This is a genomic window from Burkholderia lata (genome assembly GCF_902499025.1).
Classification (GTDB): Bacteria; Pseudomonadota; Gammaproteobacteria; order Burkholderiales; family Burkholderiaceae; genus Burkholderia; species Burkholderia lata_C.
The window spans coordinates 49,443-68,483 of record NZ_CABVPW010000015.1 but is presented as its reverse complement, the minus strand read 5'-3'; the positions used below and the strand labels follow the sequence as shown (position 1 = coordinate 68,483).

The window sequence follows — 19,041 nt, the reverse complement described above, 5'->3', positions numbered from 1 at the left end:
ATGCGTCGGTGAAACAGCAGCGGCACACCTCGCGCTCAGTGCGCGTCGATCAGCAGTGCGTCGTGTTCGAACGAACCGTCGGGCTGCACCGCGTAGTAGCCGCGCACCTCGTCGGGCGCATGCGCCCACAGCGCGCGAATGCCGGTGACGCTGTCGGCCGGCGTGCGGATGCGCGCGACCCACGTATCGAAATCGATCGGCAGGCGCCAGCGGCTGTGCACGTGCGCGTCGAAGCCGGCTTCGCGGAACATCGCGAGCCATTCGTCCGCACGGTAGTCGCGCACGTGCGACGCGTCGCGCAGCACTTCCGCGGCCTGCAGGTACGTGTCGAGGAGCGGATGGTCGTTGCCCGCGATGTCGATCATCAGCACGCGTCCGCCCGGTTTCAGCACGCGACGCACCTCGGCGAGTGCCGCGCGCATGTCGTGCCAGTGGTGCGCGCTCATCCGGCTCACGACCCAGTCGAACGTCGCCGTGTCGAACGGCAGTTGCTCGGCCGGGCCCTGCTGGGTACGGATGTTCGCGAGCCCGCGCTCGCGCGCGGCGGCGTCGACGGTCGCGAGCATCGGCGCGGCGAGATCGTAGGCGACCACGTCGCGCACGTGCGGCGCGACCGCGAAGCTCGCATGGCCGGCGCCGCAGCCGAGATCGAGCACCGCGGCGTCGGGTGTCGCGCGCACCGCGTCGGCGAGCGTCTGCAGATCGGCGCCCGTCGCGTGGACCGTGCTCGTCAGATAGGCGGCGGCCGTCGTGCCGAATGCGTCGGCGACCTGGTCGTGGTGTTTCATCGTTCGCTCCTTTGTACCGTTGCCGGCTCCACAAGCACTTCAGCGCCTGTTCCGGCCCCATGCAACGCGTTTTGTGGGACGCCCGCTGCCCTGCCAGCGCGCGAGCCGCTACAATAGGCCTGCGTTTGTACCAGTACAAGTTAAGCAGTTATTCTGGTATTCGATACACCTGTCTGATCGTTGCCGCGTCCCCGCTTCCATTTCGCCGTTTCCGCATGAACCACCCGTCCTCCGCCCCCGTCCCGCCGCTCGACGCCACGCCCGCCCGTGCGCTCGGCGAATTCATCCGCGCCCACCGCGAGCGGCTGTCGCCGCAGGCCGTCGGCCTGCCGCCCGGCCCTCGCCGCCGCACGCCGGGGCTGCGGCGCGAGGAAGTCGCGCAGTTGTGCGGCGTCAGCCCGACCTGGTACACGTGGATCGAACAGGGCCGCCCGGTGTCGGCATCGGCCGACGCGCTCGCGCGGATCGCCGTCGCGCTGCAACTGTCGAAGGCCGAGCGCGCATACCTGTTCGAGCTGGCCGCGCAGCGCGACCCGGCCGAGCCAGATGTCGCGGGCGGCGACCTGCCGCCAACGCTCGCCGCGACCGTCGCGGCAATCGCGACGCCCGCGTACGTGCTCGACCGGCAATGGAACGCCCTCGCCTGGAACGCACCGGCCGCCGCGCTCTTTTCCGGCTGGCTCGACGGCGAGCACGACCGCAACCTGCTGCGCTTCACGTTCATGTCGCCGGCTGCACGCACGCTGATCGTCGACTGGGAAACCCGCGCACGGCGGCTCGCGGCCGAATTCCGTGCCGATTCGATCCGTCACCTGACCGACGCGCCCACGCGTGCACTGATCGACGCACTGACCGCCGGCAGCGACGCGTTCGCGCAGTACTGGGCATCGCAGGACGTGTTCGAGCGCGAAGGCGGGCTGCGCGAATTCGACCATCCGGCCGACGGCCGCCTCGTGTACCAGCAGATCACGCTGAAGCCCGCGCACCGCGAGGATCTGAAGCTGGTGGTGCTGGTGCGCGACTGACCCGGCTCAGAAGCTGATCGTCGCGGTGATCGTGTCGCTGTAGCTGCCGGGTGCGGGCGTGGTCTGCGCGGGCACCTGGCCGTAGACGGTCAACGCCTGCGTGACCCCGCTGCCGGTGCCGGTCGCCATCGTCGTGCCGCCGGTGCCGTCGCCCCAGATCGTCGACATCCCCGAATCCAGGTAAAGCTGGTAGCCGACCGAGCCGCCGCCGCCCGAACGCAGCATCGTGCGCGCAGTGACGTTGCCGCTCGCGCCGCCGTTCAGCGCGATCTCGAACGCGTCGCCGTTCGTGCACTGCGCATTGATGGTGCCGGTCGCGGTAAGCGCGCTCGCGAGCACGCCGACCGGCGCGAACGCGATGTTCGTCGCGGTGATGTTGCAATCGTTGACGACGGTCGCCGTCGCGCTGAAAGCGAACGTACCGTTCGTCGCGAGTGACGCGCACGTCGGCGCGCCAAGCAGGTAGAACCCGTAGTTGAGCGACGTCTGGCTGCCGCCGAAGGTCTGGGCGTACACGGTGCTCGCGTCGCCGACCGTCGGCACGGTCGGCTGGTTCGCGGCGATCTTGCCGTAGATCGTCACGGTCGTGTTCGCGGTCGTGCCGGTGAGCGGCTTCGACAGGCTGACCGAAATCGGCGTCGTGCCCGAATAGGTCGAGCCCCAGCTCTGCGTGTAGCCGGAATCCTGGTACAGGTCGTACTGCATCTGGTTGCTGCCGTTGGTCAGGTACCGGGGACTCGTGCCGCCGAGATTCAGGCACACGGTCACGTTCGGCACCAGCGAGACCGTGGACCACGTACAGGTGACCGTCATCGTCGATGTCGTCGTGACCGCCGCCAGCGCGACCGGGCTCACCGAGCCGAAATTCGGCGCGGGCGCCGTCACGCTGCAGGTCTCGGCATGTGCGCCCGTCCAGGGCGCCGCGAGCCACACGACGGTCAGCAACGCGATTATCCAGCGTTTCATTTTCCGACTCGCCCCGATTATTCAATCAACAAATTCAATTACCATTCAATAATTCGAATCAATAACCATTCAGCCCATCTATTTTCTAATTCGATCGGCCAATCATCCGGATCTTTTGCGACGCACCGGCCCGGACGGTCGCCCCTCGAGACCGTACCCCGCCAAGCCTCCACACGCAATCCCTTCGCCGCCAACCGGCCATTTTCGATTACGGCCTTAATTGCCGAAATAATGTTTTATTGCACCGCGTCGATCGCAACCATCGGGGCGACGTTGCATGCCGATAATACGTGCGCTAATCTTGCAAAAAAGGGATTCGAATGTTTTTTTGAAAATGGATCGCGATGCGGCGCACAATTGGCCGCGCGATCCTGTCGCCAAGGCCAGGCGACTTCCAGCGCACAATCAGAACCGCAGGAGCGCTCCGCGATGAACGTGTCACTCCGCCGGCTTCGGTCGGCCGCCGTTGCCGTCGGTCTCTCCGCCATGCCGGCCCTGCATCCGGTCGACGCGGCCGTCTATTCGAACGGCACGGCGACCGCGACCTTCACCGTCACGCTGACGATCCAGGCGAACTGCACGATCGCCGCCAACCCGCTTGCCTTCGGCTCGACCGGCGTCCTCGCATCCGCGCTCAACCAGCAGACGACACTCAGCGTCACCTGCTCGAACACGACGCCATACAACGTCGGTCTCGATGCCGGCACCGTGTCCGGCTCGACCGTCGCGAGCCGGCTGCTGGCCGGCACTGCGACCGGCAATACCGGCACCACCGTCGGCTTCCAGCTCTACCAGGACGCCGGGCATACGACGATATGGGGCAACACGCAGGGCACCAACACGGTCGGCGGCACCGGCACCGGCTCCGCGCAGAGCATCAACGTGTACGGTCAGGTCGCCGCCCAGACGACGCCAAAGCCGGACACCTACCAGTCGACCGTCACCGCCACCGTCTATTTCTGAGTCCTGGCGCAGACGGACACCACGTCTGTCGCCCGAACTCGAGGAGTGTCGTCTTGCGTCCCAACCTACTGTTCGCCCTGACCTCGCTCATCGCTGCGGCCCTGATGCTGGCCCCCGCGCTGCATCCCGCCACCGCCGCCGTCTATTCGAACGGCACGGCGACGGCGACCTTCACCGTCACGCTGACGATCCAGACAAACTGCACGATCGCCGCCAACCCGCTTGCCTTCGGCTCGACCGGCGTCCTCGCATCCGCGCTCAACCAGCAGACGACGCTCAGCGTCACCTGCTCGAACACCACACCGTACAACGTCGGCCTCGACGCAGGCACCGTGTCCGGCTCGACCGTCGCGAGCCGGCTGCTGGCCGGCACCGCGACCGGCAATACCGGCACTACCGTCGGCTTCCAGCTCTATCAGGACGCCGGACATACGACGGTATGGGGCAACACGCAGGGCACCAATACGGTCGGCGGCACGGGATCCGGCTCCGCGCAGAGCATCAACGTGTACGGTCAGGTCGCCGCCCAGGCGACGCCGCAGCCGGACACCTACCAGTCGACCGTCACTGCCACCGTCTACTTCTGACGTGCCCGTGACGCTCGCCCGCTTCGCCGAACGCATCGCCACGCCACTGCTGCTCGCATGGGCCGCTGCGACAGGCAGCCCGGCCCGCGCGGCGACGCTGCAGATCTCGCCCGTCACGCTCGAACTCGCGCCCGATGCGCCGGCGGCGGGCGTCACGCTGCGCAATCCGGGCGCGCGGCCGATCTACGGCCAGGTCCGCACCTATCGCTGGACGCAGGAAAGCGGCGACGACGTGTTGACGCCGTCGCCGGAGCTGGTCGCGAGCCCGCCGTTGCTGCAGATCGCCGCGCAAGCGGACCAGCTGGTCCGGCTGGTTCGCGTCGCGCGCGACAAGCCACCGCGCGAGCTGAGCTACCGCATCCTCATTGACGAGTTGCCGACGCCCGACGCGCCGGTGACGAGCGGCATCACGATCCGGCTGCGCTACTCGATCCCGGTGTTCGTCACGCCCGACGCCGCCGCCGCGCCGCCGCGGCTGACCTGGAGCCTCGTGCGCGGCGACGCGGGCTGGCTGCTGCGCGTCGAGAACGACGGCGGCCGGCATGCGCAGATTGCCGCCGTGCAACTGATCGACGACGCGGGCAAACGCCACGAGGTCACCGGCGGGCTGCTCGGCTACGCACTCGCGGGCAGTACGCGGCAGTGGCCGGTCAAGCTCGACGCGACGGGTGCGACGCCGCGCATCCGGCGCGTGCAGGCGACCGTCAATACCCAACGGGTCGAGGCCGGCATCACCGCGCCTTGACCCAACTTCCGCCGCTTCCCAGCCCGACCGTGCCGACGCCCCGTCCCGCGCCTCGCTCGACGCGCCGCGGGCGCGCCGGACGCGTCGTCGCGTTGCCGCTTGCCTGGGCCGCGCTGCTCATGCTCGCGGGCGGCGCACCCGCTCACGCGCAGGATGCGCCTGCGCGCGTCCTCACGGCTGCGCGGGCCCCCGGCGCGGCGGCCGACCTGTACCTCGACGTCACACTGAATGGCGCGCCGCTGCACCTGATCGCGCATTTCATCGAACGCGACGGCAGGCTGCTCGCGAGTCCGGCGGATCTCCGCGATCTCGGCATCGCGGCATCGAACGCCCCCACGGCCAATCCTGCACGCGTCGCACTGGACACGCTGCCGGGCGTCACATACCGGTACGACGTCACGCGCCAGACGGTCGACCTGCGTGTGCCGGATGCGCTGCTCACGCCGCACCGGCTCGACACCCGCGCCCTCCCGCCGACCCCGCCCGCGACCGCCGGGCGCGGCTTCGTGCTGAACTACGACCTCTATGCGCAGTCGACCGAACACACCCCCATCTCGCTGTGGAGTGAGGTACGCTACTTCGACCCCACGGGCGTGTTCAGCACCACGGGCGTCGCGTCGTTCTACCGCGACCAGCATCGCTACCTGCGCTACGACACGTCGTGGAGCCGGTCTGACCCGAATACGCTCACGACGACCCAGCTCGGCGACACGATCTCGACGTCGCTCGCGTGGACCCGTTCGCTACGGATCGGCGGCGTGCAATGGCGCAGCAACTTCGCGCTGCGCCCCGATCTCGTGACGTTCCCGGTGCCCGCGCTGCCCGGTTCCGCCGTCGTGCCGACATCGGTCGACGTGTACGTGAACAGCGTGCGCCAGTTCAGCGGCGACGTGCCGAGCGGGCCGTTCGTGATCAACAGCGTTCCGGGCATCACCGGCGCCGGCAGCGCGACCGTCGTCACGCGCGACGCGCTCGGCCGAACGATCGCGACGTCGCTGCCGCTCTATATCGACACCCGGCTGCTCGCGCCAGGGCTCGCCGCCTATTCGGTCGAGGCCGGCTTCCTGCGGCGCGCGTACGGGCTGAGCTCGTTCGACTACGATCCGCGCGCCGCCGCGAGCGCGACCGCGCGCTACGGTGTCAGCGACGCGCTGACCGTCGAGGCACACGCAGAGGCGACAGGCGGCCTTTACAACGCAGGCGCCGGCGCGTTCGCGCGGCTCGGCATGGCGGGCGTCGTGAGCGCGTCGCTCGCGGGCAGCGCCGGACGGCTCGCGGGCACCCAGGTCGGGCTCGGCTATCAGCTGATTTCGCCGCGCTTCTCGATCGACGCGCAAACGCTGCGCACGGCCGGCCGCTACGGCGACCTCGCCGCGCGCGACGGCACGCCCGTTCCGACGGTCAGCGACCGCGTGACGCTGACGCTGCCGTTCATCCGCGCGCAGTCGCTCGCGCTCAACTACATCGGCCTGCGCTATCCTGGCGCGCCGCCGTCACAGATCGGCTCGATCGCCTACTCGCTGAGCCTGGGCGGCCTCGCGTCGCTCACCGTCAACGCGTTCCAGGATTTCCGCCGGCACGGTACGCGCGGTGCGTTCGTGAGCCTTAACGTCGGGCTCGGCCACAACGTATCGCTGAATGCGAACGTCGGCCGGCAGAACGGCGAGACGATCTACAGCGTCAACGCAAACCGCCCGCCCGACTACGACGGCGGCGCCGGATGGGCCGTCCAGGCGGGGCACGCGGGCGACCTGCGCTACGCGCAGGCGCAGGCGCAGTACCTCGGCCGCGCGGGCCAGGTCACCGCGCTCGCGCAGACGATCGGCGGGCAGCGCGCCGCGTCGCTCGACGTCACCGGCGCGCTCGTGCTGATGGACGGTCGCGCGCTGCTGTCGCGTCGCATCGACGACGGCTTCGCACTCGTGTCGACCGACGCCACGCCCGGCGTGCCGGTGCTGCACGAAAACCGCCCGATCGGCGCCACCGATCGCAGCGGCCATTTCCTGATTCCGGATCTCAATGCGTACCAGAACAACCGGATCGGCATCGACAGCATGACGCTGCCGATCGACACGCGCCTCTCCGATACCGTACAGAACGTCGTCCCGCAGGCCCGCTCGGGCGTGCTCGCGCACTTCTCGATCACCCGCGAGGCCGCCGCATCGGTACTGCTGCGCGACGCGGCAGGCGCACCGCTGCCGGCCGGCCTGCGGGTGCGTCAGGTCGAGACCGGCGGCACGACGATCGTCGGCTATGACGGCCTCACGTTCGTCACCGACCTCGGCCCGCTCAATCATCTGGAGATCGACGGCGGCGGCCGGCGCTGCGGCGTCGCGTTCCCGTATGTCCACCCGGCCGACGGCACGCTGCCGACCATCGGGCCGCTGACCTGCGACCTGAAATGAGCGCCGTGCGCCGGGCGGCGGGCCGGCGAGTGCTAAAATCGCCCGATTCCCTCGCGGCGCACGCCGCCCAACATCCTTCGAAGATTCGCCATGACGTCCCAACTGCACAAAAAGGGCGAGGCCTGGTCGGCCCGCTTCTCGGAACCGATGTCCGAGCTGGTCAAGCGCTACACGTCGTCGGTATTTTTCGACAAGCGCCTCGCGCTCGTCGACATCGCCGGCTCGCTCGCGCACGCGAACATGCTCGCCGCGCAGAAGATCATCAGCGCCGACGACCTGGCCGCGATCGAACGCGGGATGACGCAGATCAAGGGTGAAATCGAGCGCGGCGAATTCGAATGGCAGCTCGACCTGGAAGACGTCCACCTGAACATCGAGGCGCGCCTGACCGCGCTGATCGGCGATGCCGGCAAGCGCCTGCACACGGGCCGCTCGCGCAACGACCAGGTCGCGACCGACATCCGCCTGTGGCTGCGCGGCGAGATCGACCGCATCGGCGGCCTGCTGAACGACCTGCGCGGCGCGCTGCTCGACCTCGCGGAACAGAACGCCGACACGATCATGCCGGGTTTCACGCACCTGCAGGTCGCGCAGCCCGTCACGTTCGGCCACCACCTGCTCGCGTACGTCGAGATGTTCTCGCGTGACGCGGAGCGCATGCGCGACTGCCGCACCCGCGTGAACCGCCTGCCGCTCGGCGCAGCCGCGCTCGCGGGCACGAGCTACCCGATCGACCGTCACGCCGTCGCGAAGACGCTCGGCTTCGAAGGCATCTGCGCGAATTCGCTCGACGCGGTGTCGGATCGCGACTTCGCGATCGAATTCACGGCGGCTTCGGCACTCGTGATGACGCACGTATCGCGCTTCTCCGAAGAACTCGTGCTGTGGATGAGCCCGCGCGTCGGCTTCATCGACATCGCCGACCGCTTCTGCACCGGCAGCTCGATCATGCCGCAGAAGAAGAATCCGGACGTGCCCGAGCTCGCGCGCGGCAAGACGGGCCGCGTAAACGGCCACCTGATGGCGCTGCTGACGCTGATGAAGGGCCAGCCGCTCGCGTACAACAAGGACAACCAGGAAGACAAGGAACCGCTGTTCGACACGGTCGACACCGTCGCCGACACGCTGCGGATCTTCGCCGAAATGGTGGCCGGCATCACCGTAAAGCCGGACGCGATGCGCGCGGCCGCGCTGCAGGGCTTCTCGACCGCCACCGACCTCGCCGACTACCTGGTGAAGCGCGGCCTGCCGTTCCGCGATGCGCACGAAGCGGTCGCGCACGCCGTGAAGATCTGCGACGACCGCGGCATCGACCTGGCCGACCTGACGCTCGACGAGATGAAGCAGGAACTGCCGAACGTCGCGCACCTGATCGGCGACGACGTGTTCGGCTACCTGACGCTCGAAGGCTCGGTCGCGAGCCGCAACCACCCGGGCGGTACCGCGCCCGACCAGGTGCGTGCGGCGGTCAAGGCTGCGCGCGCCGCGCTCGGCCAGTAAGCCCGCTGTTCCGGACGGACGCCTTCGGCGTCCGTTTTTTATTCGGGCGGCCGTCGCGCCGCCCATCGCCTCCCCTGCTTCCCGAATGCCGCCGATGACCTTTTCCGCCGCACTCTTCGACATGGACGGCCTGCTCGTCGATTCCGAGCGGACCATCATGAACACGTGGATCGACGTGTCGAATGCGCACGGCGTCACGCTGACGCCCACCGACTACCTGCAGATCGTCGGCCGCTCGTTCGCCGAAGGCCAGGTCATCCTCACACGTCTGATCGGCAACCCCGATACGTTCGACGCGGTGCGCACCCGCGTGCGCGAGCAGCTCGCGGCGCCCGAACCGCATCCGAAGTTTCCGCTGAAGCCCGGCGCGTTCGCGCTGCTCGATGCGCTCGCGCAGGCCGGCATTCCGTGCGCGGTCGCATCGTCGTCCGCGTGCGACGTGATCCGCGCGCGCCTCGACGCGGTCGGCGTGCTGCCGTTCTTCCGCGCGATCGCGGGCGGCGACGAAGTCGCACGCGGCAAGCCCGACCCGGCCGTGTACCGGCTCGCGGCCGAGCGCCTCGGCGTGCCGGCCCACGCATGCGTCGCGTTCGAGGACAGCGACTTCGGGGCGCAATCGGCCGCCGGCGCGGGCGCATCGGTCGTCACCGTGCCCGACCTGAAGGCGCCGACGCCCGAAATCGTCGCGCTGAGCCTGCACGTGCTCGCCTCGCTCGACGATGCGGTCGCGCTCGTGCCGTCCTGGTTCGGCGGGCACGATACGCAACGGCCCGCATGAATCGCTGCCGCCAAATGAAAAACGGGCACCTTCGGGTGCCCGTTTTGCTTTTTGCCGTGTCGCCGAACCATCGGCATCGCAATTGCGCTTACTTGTTGCCGGCCGTTTCCGACAGCCGCTTCATCGTCGCGATGCGCGCGCCGATCAGGTCGACACGGCCGTCTTCGCCGACGAGCGGCGCCGTCGCATCGCGGAACCCGACCCACGCGCGCTGGGCGCGGACGAGCGTCGCGGCCGAATGCGCGGGCATCTTGCGGCGCAGCTTCTGGTAATAGCGGTTCAGGTCGAACAGCGCGTGTTCGCACGCGGCGTCCTGTTCGCACGGCCGCACGCGGCGCACGGCCGGATCGCGCGGCGCGTTCGCCGGCTTGCCGTTCGGTTTGGCCGCCCCCTGGGCCGCGCTCGGGGCATCACTCGGGCCACCCTGCGCGCCGCTCGTGGCCGCGACCGGCACCGCGGCGGGCGGCGGCGCATAGCGATCGGCCGCGCTGCGCAACGCCAGCGCGCGATCGCGCACGGGCTGCAGCTGCAGGTCGGCACTCGACATCGCGTACGACGTGCCGCGCGTGGTGTCGTACACGGCCTTCAGCAGATGCACTTCGTCCTTGCGCCACGTGAGCCAATGGCGCTGGCTGTCCTGCCAGCCGCGCTTCGCGTCGGCGGGCGCATCCTTCAACAGGCGCTGGTACGCGCCGTCCATCACGGCCTGCCACTGCTGCTGCGCTTCGCCCATGCACTGGATCTGGCCGGCCGGCGAGGACCGGTCGCGCCGCGCGAGGCATTGCCGCATCGCGACGTCGATCGGGTCGGCCGCCGCGACTTCCGCGTGCGCGACCCCGACTCCCGCCAGCCCTGCCGACCCTGCCGCCCAGACGACGAGCGCGGCCACCGCCGCGCGCATCGCCTGGATTCGTCCGTGCGTCGCCATCAGTCGCGCACGCAGTCGACGAAGTACTCGACGCGGCCGTTCACCTCTTCCGCGACGAGGCCGTGGATGTCGGTGTGGAAGCCCGGGAAGCGTTCGTTGAAGTCGCGCGCGAACCGCAGGTAGTTCACGATCGTCTTGTTGAAACGCTCGCCCGGGATCAGCAGCGGAATGCCCGGCGGGTACGGCGTGAGCAGGATGCTCGTCACGCGGCCTTCGAGCTCGTCGAGCGGCACGCGGTCGATCTTGCGGTGCGCGAGCTTCGCGAACGCGTCCGACGGCTTCATCGCCGGTTCCATGTCCGACAGGTACATCTCCGTCGTCAGGCGGGCGATGTCGTTCGCGCGGTACACGTCGTGGATCTGCGTGCACAGGTCGCGCAGGCCGACACGCTCGTAGCGCGGATGCTGCGCGACGAATTCCGGCAGCACGCGCCACAGCGGCTGGTTGTTGTCGTAGTCGTCCTTGAACTGCTGCAGCTCGGTGACCATCGAGTTCCAGCGGCCCTTCGTGATGCCGATCGTGAACATGATGAAGAACGAGTACAGGCCGGTCTTCTCGACGATGATCCCGTGCTCGGCCAGGTACTTCGTGACGATCGCGGCCGGAATGCCGGTCTCGCCGAACTCGCCGTCGACGTCGAGCCCCGGCGTGATGATCGTCGCCTTGATCGGGTCGAGCATGTTGAAGCCTTCCGCCAGCGGGCCGAAGCCGTGCCAGTGGTCGTTCGGCTTCAGCATCCAGTCTTCGCGCGAACCGATGCCTTCTTCGGACAGGTTGTCCGGGCCCCACACGCTGAAGAACCAGTCGTCGCCGTATTCGGCGTCGACCTTGCGCATCGCGCGGCGGAAGTCGATCGCCTCGGCGATCGATTCCTCGACGAGCGCGGTGCCGCCCGGCGGCTCCATCATTGCCGCCGCGACGTCGCACGACGCGATGATCGCGTACTGCGGGCTCGTCGACGTGTGCATCAGGTACGCCTCGTTGAAGCGGTGCTTGTCGAACGTGCGGTTCTCCGAATCCTGCACGACGATCTGCGATGCCTGCGAGATGCCTGCGAGCAGCTTGTGCGTCGAGTGCGTCGCGAACACCAGCGCGCCCGTGCGCGGACGGCCGTCGCCGATTGCGTGCATGTCGCGGTAGAAGTCGTGGAACGTCGCGTGCGGCAGCCACGCTTCGTCGAAATGCAGCGTGTCGAGCAGGTCGCCGAGCAGGTCCTTGATCATCTCGACGTTGTAGACGACGCCGTCGTACGTGCTCTGCGTGATCGTCAGGATCCGCGGCTTCAGGTCCGGGTTCTCGCGCATCGCTTCGCGCGCGAACGGGTTCGCCTCGATCTTCTTGCGGATGTTCTCCGGCTTGAATTCGTCGCGCGGGATCGGCCCGATGATGCCGAAATGGTTGCGCGTCGGCGTCAGGAACACGGGAATCGCGCCCGTCATCGTGATCGCGTGCAGGATCGACTTGTGGCAGTTGCGGTCGACCAGCACGATGTCGCCCGGCGCGACCGTCGCATGCCAGACGATCTTGTTCGACGTCGACGTGCCGTTGGTCACGAAGAACAGGTGGTCCGCGCTGAAGATGCGCGCCGCGTTGCGCTCGGACGCCGCGACCGGGCCCGTGTGGTCGAGCAGCTGGCCGAGTTCGTCCACTGCGTTGCAGACGTCCGCGCGCAGCATGTTCTCGCCGAAGAACTGGTGGAACATCTGGCCGAGCGGGTTCTTCAGGAACGCGACGCCGCCCGAGTGGCCCGGGCAGTGCCACGAGTACGAGCCTTCGTCCGCGTACTTGACGAGTTCCTTGAAGAACGGCGGCGCGAGCGAGTCGAGATAGACCTTCGCCTCGCGGATGATGTGGCGCGCGACGAACTCCGGTGTGTCCTCGAACATGTGGATGAAGCCGTGCAGCTCGCGCAGGATGTCGTTCGGCAGGTGGCGCGACGTGCGCGTCTCGCCGTACAGGAAGATCGGGATGTCCGCGTTGCGGCGGCGCACTTCGGTGACGAACGCGCGCAACTCGATGATCGCGGTCGCCAGCTCGGGCAGTTCGCCGTCCTGGCCGGTTTCGCCGAGCATGAGTTCGTCGTCGTCGATCGACAGGATGAAGCACGACGCGCGGCTCGACTGCTGCGCGAACGACGTCAGATCACCGTAGCTCGTGAGGCCGAGGACTTCGACGCCCTCCTTCTCGATCGCTTCGGCCAACGCCCGGATGCCGGAGCCCGAAATGTTCTCGGAGCGGAAATCTTCGTCGATGATGACGACGGGGAAACGAAACTTCATGGGCGATTCTCCAAAAAGAACGACCGCGGCGCGTCACGCGCAGCGGTCACCCGGAAACTGGTGAGACGTTATGCAACCAGATCAGGTTTTCGGCAGCGTGACACCACGCTGCCCCTGATACTTGCCGCCGCGATCGGCATACGACACGTCGCACACTTCGTCGCTCTCGAAGAAGAGCACCTGCGCGACGCCTTCGTTCGCGTAGATCTTCGCGGGCAGCGGCGTGGTGTTCGAGAATTCCAGCGTGACGTAGCCTTCCCACTCGGGTTCGAACGGCGTCACGTTGACGATGATCCCGCAGCGCGCATAGGTCGACTTGCCGAGGCAGACGGTCAGCACGGTGCGCGGGATGCGGAAATATTCGACGGTGCGGGCCAGCGCGAACGAGTTCGGCGGGATGATGCACACGTCGCCCTTGAAATCGACAAACGAACCCTCGTCGAAGTTCTTCGGATCGACGATCGTCGAGTTGATGTTCGTGAAGATCTTGAATTCGTCCGCGCAGCGGATGTCGTAGCCGTAGCTCGACGTGCCGTAGCTGACGATCCGGCGGCCGTCCTCGGACGCGCGAACCTGATCGGGCACGAACGGCTCGATCATCTTGTGCTCTTCGGCCATGCGCCGAATCCATTTGTCGGACTTGATACTCATATCGGGGCGCCAGGAAACGCTGCGTGACGGGAAACGAAGGCCGCCATTCAGGACGGCGGCCGGGGAAAGGCCGACATTTTACGCGATCATCGGCCTACGCACGCGACGGCCGTCAACGGATCACGCCGCAGGCGAGCGCGGGGCCCGCGCCATGCTGCGGAAACGCGGGATCGCTCGGTTCGCGGTGCACCAGCACCGCGCGGTTCATCGCCGAGCGCACACCGTCGAGGGCCAGATCGGGCGCGACGATGAAGCCGGCCGCGACGCCGTTCGCATCCGCATGGATGTTGCCGAGATCGCCGGCGACGCGGGCGCCCGCGCGCAACCGGTCGGCCGCCGGCGCGAACACCTGGCCGGCGCTCGAGCCGTCGCCCGCGTTGCAGTCGCCGCGTTCGTGTACCTGCAAGGCGTGATCGCTGTTCGGCGGCAGGCCGGCCAGGTTGTAGGTGACCTGCACGCCGTCCGGACGCTCGACGAACGTCACCGCGCCGCGCGCCTGCGAGCCGACCGTCGGCTGCAGTTGTGCATCGGCCCGTTTTTCGTGCGACGAGGAAAAGGAGGTGCAGCCGGCCAGCAGGCCCAGCGCGGCGGCGGCCAGCAGCGCGCACCGCACGCGGCCGGCGCGCACGCCGTGATGTCGTTGTTTCATTCGATCCTCATGCCGGCTGGCGGCCGTTTGACACGACGGCCGCGCCGGGCGGGTAAAGGGACCCGGGAAAAGTCGCCATGATACCGCGCCTCGCGGCGCCGTAAACAGCGTGAGGCCCCGCCCCGCAAGGGTTTTACGTATTTTGAACAACGATCGACGGGAACTTCGACGTCATGTCGCGCGATCGCTCGGCAATTGCCAGCGCCACGCCGCGCGCGATCTCGCGGTAGCGACGCGCCAGCGCGCCGTCCGGATCCGCCGCGACCGTCGGCGTGCCGCTGTCGGCCCGCTCGCGGATCGCGATGTCGAGCGGCAGGCTGCCGAGCACGTTCACGCCGTAGTCCTTCGCCATCCGCTCGGCCCCGCCGGCGCCGAAGATGTGCTCTTCGTGGCCGCAGTTCGAGCAGATATGGATGCTCATGTTCTCGACGATGCCGAGGATCGGGATCCCGACCTTCTCGAACATCTTCAGGCCCTTCTTCGCGTCGAGCAGCGCGATGTCCTGCGGCGTCGTGACGATCACCGCACCCGTGACGGGCACGCGCTGCGCGAGCGTCAGCTGGATGTCGCCGGTGCCGGGCGGCATGTCGACGATCAGGTAGTCGAGCTCGCGCCAGTTGGTCTGGCGCAGCAACTGCTCGAGCGCGGAGGTCGCCATCGGGCCGCGCCACACCATCGGGTTGTCTTCCTCGATCAGGAAGCCGATCGAGTTCGCCTGCAGTCCGTGGCCGACGAGCGGGTTCATCGACTGGTTGTCGGGCGACTCGGGACGCTGGCCGTGGATGCCGAGCATCGTCGGCAGCGACGGACCGTAGATGTCGGCGTCGAGGATCCCGACCGACGCGCCTTCCGCGGCCAGTGCGAGCGCGAGGTTGACGGCCGTCGTGCTCTTGCCGACACCGCCCTTGCCCGACGCGACCGCCACGATGTTCTTCACGTTCGGCAGCAGTTTCACGCCACGCTGCACCGTGTGCGCGACGATGTCCTGCGACACGGCGACGCGCGCGTCGCGCACGCCGGCCACCGCCTGCAGCGCTGCGGTGATGCGCGCGCGCACGTCGTCGTGCTGGCTGCGCGCGGGATAACCGAGCACCACGTCGAGCGCCACGACGTCGCCGTCGATCGCGACGTTGCGCACGCCCTTGTTCGCCGCATACGGACGGCCGGTATTGGGGTCGACGACAGCCGCCAAAGCGGCGTCGACTTGTGCCCGGTCAATGCTCATCGAAACTCCGTGAAAACGTTTTTCTCGCGCGCAAACGTCAAAAAATATCAAATTACGCTGCGAAAATCGGGAAAAGTGAAAGAATCTGTTGCACGCCATTGCGCGAACGCGCGACCCGGCGCACTCTTCGCGTGCGGCATGCTATGGGGCCAAATCGGCCACTTACCGCCTATATTGTAGAGGCTGACGCGTCGCACTGTCCCAACAGCCACGCTGACGGACAGGGCATGCGGCCACCTCGGCGGCTGCCGCGAGCGCAGGCCTGCCCCTCTTGTTCGGGCGGCCCGCGCAGGGAGCCGTAACTGTTGTTGTCGTCGTTGTCGACTCGTTCAACCAAGAGAGGAATCCAAGATGAACATGAAAATCGCGACCCGCTTGTCCGTCTTCGCATTGGCCGGCGCACTGCTGGCAGGCTGCGCCACGCAGCAAGGCAACAACACGGCCGTCGGTACCGGCACGGGTGCGGCGCTGGGCGCGGGCATCGGCGCGCTGGCAGGCGGCGGCAAGGGCGCGGCGATCGGCGCGGGCGTCGGCGCACTGGTCGGCGGCGTGACGGGTTACAACTGGCAGGCGATCAAGAACAAGCTCGCGCCGTCGGCAGCGCAGACGGGTACGCAAGTGACCGAGCAGCCGGACGGCTCGCTGAAGCTGAACGTGCCGAGCGCAGTGACCTTCGCGACGAACCAGTACGCGATCACGCCGGCCTTCACGCCGCTGCTGAACGACCTGGCCTCGACGCTGAGCCAGAACCCGCAAGTGACGGCATCGATCGTCGGCTACACGGACAGCACGGGCTCGGCGCAGCTGAACCAGACGCTGTCGCAGAACCGCGCGCAGAGCGTCGTGAACGCACTCGCGCAGCGCGGCGTGAACGCCGGCCGCCTGTCGGCGCAAGGTATGGGCGCATCGAACCCGATCGCGGACAACGCGACCGAAGCCGGCCGCGCACAGAACCGCCGCGTCGAAATCTACCTGCGCGCAGCGCAGGCGCAGTAAGCGCACGACGAGGGGAAGGCGCGGGCACGCTGCCCGCGCAGCCCCGCCGGGCAAGGTTGCCGGCGGAGCCGGTAACAAATCGAAAATATTTTCGAACTTCTGTCGCAGGCCGTGGTCAGTATTTACGGTACGCGGCTGGTGTTGCCGGCGCGTCACCATTCTCCTCTTGTCGTTGTTGCTCCGGGGCCGTATCCGCCCCGGTTTTTTTTGCCCGCAGAATTCGTGCTGCGTCGCAGCACATCACCGTCGGGCACGCCGCTTGCGCGGCTCCGCCCGTTTCGGCGCCCGGTCGACGGCGCCTGCCCGCGTCGCTGGCGCGCGCCCCTGCTAGAATCGCAGTTTCCCGTCGTTTTTCCGCCGTCCTCTACAGACCCTATGTCCGCATCCGACCTCACTTCCGTGCAGGCTGCGGCGCCGCAAGGTGGCCGCCAGATCCTCGTTACGTCCGCACTGCCCTATGCCAACGGGCAGATCCACATCGGCCACCTGGTCGAGTACATCCAGACCGACATCTGGGTGCGGACGCTGCGAATGCATGGCCATGAGGTCTACTACATCGGTGCCGACGATACGCACGGCACGCCGATCATGCTGCGCGCGGAGAAGGAAGGCCTGACCCCGAAGCAGCTGATCGATCGCGTGTGGATCGAGCACAAGCGCGACTTCGACAGCTTCGGCGTGTCGTTCGACAACTTCTATTCGACCGATTCGGACGAGAACCGCGTACTGAGCGAGAAGATCTACGTCGCGCTGCAGGACGCCGGCTTCATCGCCGAGCGCGAGATCGAGCAGGCGTACGATCCCGTCAAGGAAATGTTCCTGCCGGACCGCTTCATCAAGGGCGAATGCCCGAAGTGCCACGCGAAGGACCAGTACGGCGACAACTGCGAAGTGTGCGGCTCGACCTACCTGCCGACCGAACTGCTGAACCCGTACTCGGTCGTGTCGGGCGCGACGCCGGTGCGCAAGACGTCGAAGCACTACTTCTTCCGCCTGTCCGACCCGCGCTGCGAAACGTTCCTGCGCGAATGGGTGAGCGGCCTCGCGCAGCCCGAAGCGACCAACAAGATGCGCGAATGGCTCGGCGACGCCGGCGAGGCCAAGCTCGCCGACTGGGACATCTCGCGTGACGCGCCGTATTTCGGCTTCGAGATTCCGGGCGCGCCCGGCAAGTATTTCTACGTGTGGCTCGACGCGCCGGTCGGCTACTACGCGAGCTTCAAGAACCTGTGCGAGCGCAACGGCATCGACTTCGATGCGTGGGTCCGCCCGGGCTCGACCACCGAGCAGTATCACTTCATCGGCAAGGACATCCTGTACTTCCACACGCTGTTCTGGCCCGCGATGCTCGAGTTCTCGGGCCACCGCACGCCGACCAACGTGTTCGCGCACGGGTTCCTGACGGTCGACGGCGCGAAGATGTCGAAGTCGCGCGGCACGTTCATCACCGCGCAGAGCTACATCGACACGGGCCTGAACCCCGAATGGCTGCGCTACTACTTCGCCGCGAAGCTGAACGCGACGATGGAAGACATCGACCTGAACCTCGACGACTTCCAGGCGCGCGTGAACAGCGACCTCGTCGGCAAGTACGTGAACATCGCGAGCCGCGCCGCGGGCTTCCTGATCAAGCGCTTCGACGGCCGCGTGCAGGACAGCGCGATGAACCATCCGCTCGTCGCGAAGCTGCGTGACGCGATTCCGCAGATCGCCGCGAACTACGAAGCGCGCGAATACAGCCGTGCGCTGCGCCACACGATGGAGCTCGCGGACGAAGTGAACGCGTACGTCGACGGCGCGAAGCCGTGGGATCTCGCGAAGGATCCGGCCAACGCGGTCGCGCTGCACGAAACCTGCAGCGTGAGCCTCGAATCGTTCCGCCTGCTGTCGCTCGCGCTGAAGCCGGTGATGCCGCGTGTCGCCGAAGCCGTCGAGTCGTTCTTCGGGATCGCGCCGCTCGCCTGGGCCGATGCCGCGAAGCCGCTGTCGTCGGAACAGCCGATCAAGGCGTACCAGCACCTGATGACGCGTGTCGACCCGAAGCAGATCGAAGCGCTGCTCGCCGCGAACCGCGATTCGCTGCAGGCCGAAGCCACCGGCGCGGCTGTCGCGAGCGCGAACGCCGCGAAGGATGCGAAGAACAACGCGAAGGCGAACGCGAAGCAGGCGGTCGTGAACGGCGCGGACGACGCACCGATCTCGATCGACGATTTCGCGAAGATCGACCTGCGCATCGCGAAGATCGTCGCGTGCCAGGCCGTCGAGGGTTCGGACAAGCTGCTGCAGCTCACGCTCGACGTCGGCGAGGAGAAGACCCGCAACGTGTTCTCGGGCATCAAGTCCGCGTATCAGCCCGAGCAGCTCGTCGGCAAGCTGACCGTGATGGTCGCGAACCTCGCGCCGCGCAAGATGAAGTTCGGCCTGTCCGAAGGGATGGTGCTCGCCGCATCGGCCACCGACGAGAAGGCCGAACCGGGCCTCTACATCCTTGAGCCGCACAGCGGCGCGAAGCCCGGCATGCGCGTGAAGTAAGCCAGGCGCCCCGCCGCTTGCGAA

At 67.7% G+C, this 19,041-nt stretch carries 16 protein-coding genes; 9 read left to right on the top strand and 7 right to left on the bottom strand.

What is annotated here, in order from left to right; genetic code table 11:
- Positions 1 to 35: 35 nt before the first annotated feature.
- A complete protein-coding gene (locus BDI24065_RS16965; RefSeq protein WP_175032251.1) occupies positions 36 to 788 on the bottom strand; it encodes a class I SAM-dependent methyltransferase in 753 nt (250 codons plus the stop codon).
- Between the two features lie 215 nt (positions 789 to 1,003).
- Here BDI24065_RS16965 and BDI24065_RS16960 point away from each other — a divergent pair, with 215 nt between their 5' ends.
- On the top strand, positions 1,004 to 1,813 hold the full coding sequence (locus tag BDI24065_RS16960) for a helix-turn-helix transcriptional regulator (protein WP_039368575.1): 810 nt from the start codon (positions 1,004 to 1,006) through the stop codon (positions 1,811 to 1,813).
- 6 nt (positions 1,814 to 1,819) lie between these two features.
- On the opposite strand, the gene BDI24065_RS16955 is transcribed toward BDI24065_RS16960, so the two are convergent.
- Positions 1,820 to 2,779, bottom strand: a complete 960-nt coding sequence (locus BDI24065_RS16955; RefSeq protein ID WP_175032250.1) for a Csu type fimbrial protein — start codon at positions 2,777 to 2,779, stop codon at positions 1,820 to 1,822.
- Between the two features lie 429 nt (positions 2,780 to 3,208).
- Between BDI24065_RS16955 and BDI24065_RS16950 the strand changes: the two genes are divergently transcribed.
- From BDI24065_RS16950 to BDI24065_RS16925, 6 genes are all read left to right on the top strand, one after another.
- Positions 3,209 to 3,742 carry a Csu type fimbrial protein gene (locus tag BDI24065_RS16950; RefSeq protein WP_175032249.1) on the top strand — a complete coding sequence of 178 codons (534 nt, stop codon included), beginning with the start codon at positions 3,209 to 3,211 and terminating at the stop codon, positions 3,740 to 3,742.
- Positions 3,743 to 3,846: 104 nt separating this feature from the next.
- Positions 3,847 to 4,329, top strand: a complete 483-nt coding sequence (locus BDI24065_RS16945; protein WP_175032333.1) for a Csu type fimbrial protein — start codon at positions 3,847 to 3,849, stop codon at positions 4,327 to 4,329.
- 7 nt (positions 4,330 to 4,336) lie between these two features.
- Positions 4,337 to 5,074: a fimbrial biogenesis chaperone gene (locus BDI24065_RS16940; protein WP_438820016.1), complete on the top strand. Its 738-nt coding sequence runs from the start codon at positions 4,337 to 4,339 to the stop codon at positions 5,072 to 5,074.
- A 119-nt stretch (positions 5,075 to 5,193) separates the two neighbouring features.
- Complete coding sequence (locus BDI24065_RS16935; protein WP_175032332.1) at positions 5,194 to 7,479, top strand: fimbria/pilus outer membrane usher protein; 2,286 nt, start codon at positions 5,194 to 5,196, stop codon at positions 7,477 to 7,479.
- Positions 7,480 to 7,569: 90 nt separating this feature from the next.
- Positions 7,570 to 8,979, top strand: a complete 1,410-nt coding sequence (argH, locus tag BDI24065_RS16930; RefSeq protein WP_175032248.1) for an argininosuccinate lyase — start codon at positions 7,570 to 7,572, stop codon at positions 8,977 to 8,979.
- Positions 8,980 to 9,073: 94 nt separating this feature from the next.
- Positions 9,074 to 9,757 (top strand): HAD family hydrolase, encoded by a 684-nt coding sequence (locus BDI24065_RS16925; RefSeq protein WP_175032247.1) that lies wholly within the window; start codon positions 9,074 to 9,076, stop codon positions 9,755 to 9,757.
- A gap of 88 nt (positions 9,758 to 9,845) precedes the next feature.
- Here BDI24065_RS16925 and BDI24065_RS16920 read toward each other — a convergent pair whose 3' ends face one another.
- From BDI24065_RS16920 to apbC, 5 genes are all read right to left on the bottom strand, one after another.
- Positions 9,846 to 10,685 (bottom strand): lysozyme inhibitor LprI family protein, encoded by an 840-nt coding sequence (locus BDI24065_RS16920; protein WP_175032246.1) that lies wholly within the window; start codon positions 10,683 to 10,685, stop codon positions 9,846 to 9,848.
- Complete coding sequence (locus tag BDI24065_RS16915; RefSeq protein WP_046544643.1) at positions 10,685 to 12,964, bottom strand: arginine/lysine/ornithine decarboxylase; 2,280 nt, start codon at positions 12,962 to 12,964, stop codon at positions 10,685 to 10,687. Before BDI24065_RS16915 ends, BDI24065_RS16920 begins: the two co-directional genes overlap by 1 nt.
- An 81-nt stretch (positions 12,965 to 13,045) precedes the next feature.
- Positions 13,046 to 13,615: a dCTP deaminase gene (gene dcd, locus BDI24065_RS16910; protein ID WP_006398615.1), complete on the bottom strand. Its 570-nt coding sequence runs from the start codon at positions 13,613 to 13,615 to the stop codon at positions 13,046 to 13,048.
- 112 nt (positions 13,616 to 13,727) lie between these two features.
- Positions 13,728 to 14,264: a superoxide dismutase [Cu-Zn] gene (gene sodC, locus BDI24065_RS16905; RefSeq protein WP_175032245.1), complete on the bottom strand. Its 537-nt coding sequence runs from the start codon at positions 14,262 to 14,264 to the stop codon at positions 13,728 to 13,730.
- Between the two features lie 133 nt (positions 14,265 to 14,397).
- A complete protein-coding gene (apbC, locus tag BDI24065_RS16900) occupies positions 14,398 to 15,489 on the bottom strand; it encodes an iron-sulfur cluster carrier protein ApbC (protein ID WP_175032244.1) in 1,092 nt (363 codons plus the stop codon).
- Between the two features lie 351 nt (positions 15,490 to 15,840).
- On the opposite strand from apbC, the gene BDI24065_RS16895 reads away from it, so the two are divergent.
- Positions 15,841 to 16,485 (top strand): OmpA family protein, encoded by a 645-nt coding sequence (locus BDI24065_RS16895; protein WP_174967717.1) that lies wholly within the window; start codon positions 15,841 to 15,843, stop codon positions 16,483 to 16,485.
- A gap of 375 nt (positions 16,486 to 16,860) precedes the next feature.
- Positions 16,861 to 19,017 (top strand): methionine--tRNA ligase, encoded by a 2,157-nt coding sequence (gene metG, locus BDI24065_RS16890; protein WP_175032243.1) that lies wholly within the window; start codon positions 16,861 to 16,863, stop codon positions 19,015 to 19,017.
- The last annotated feature ends 24 nt before the right edge of the window (positions 19,018 to 19,041 follow it).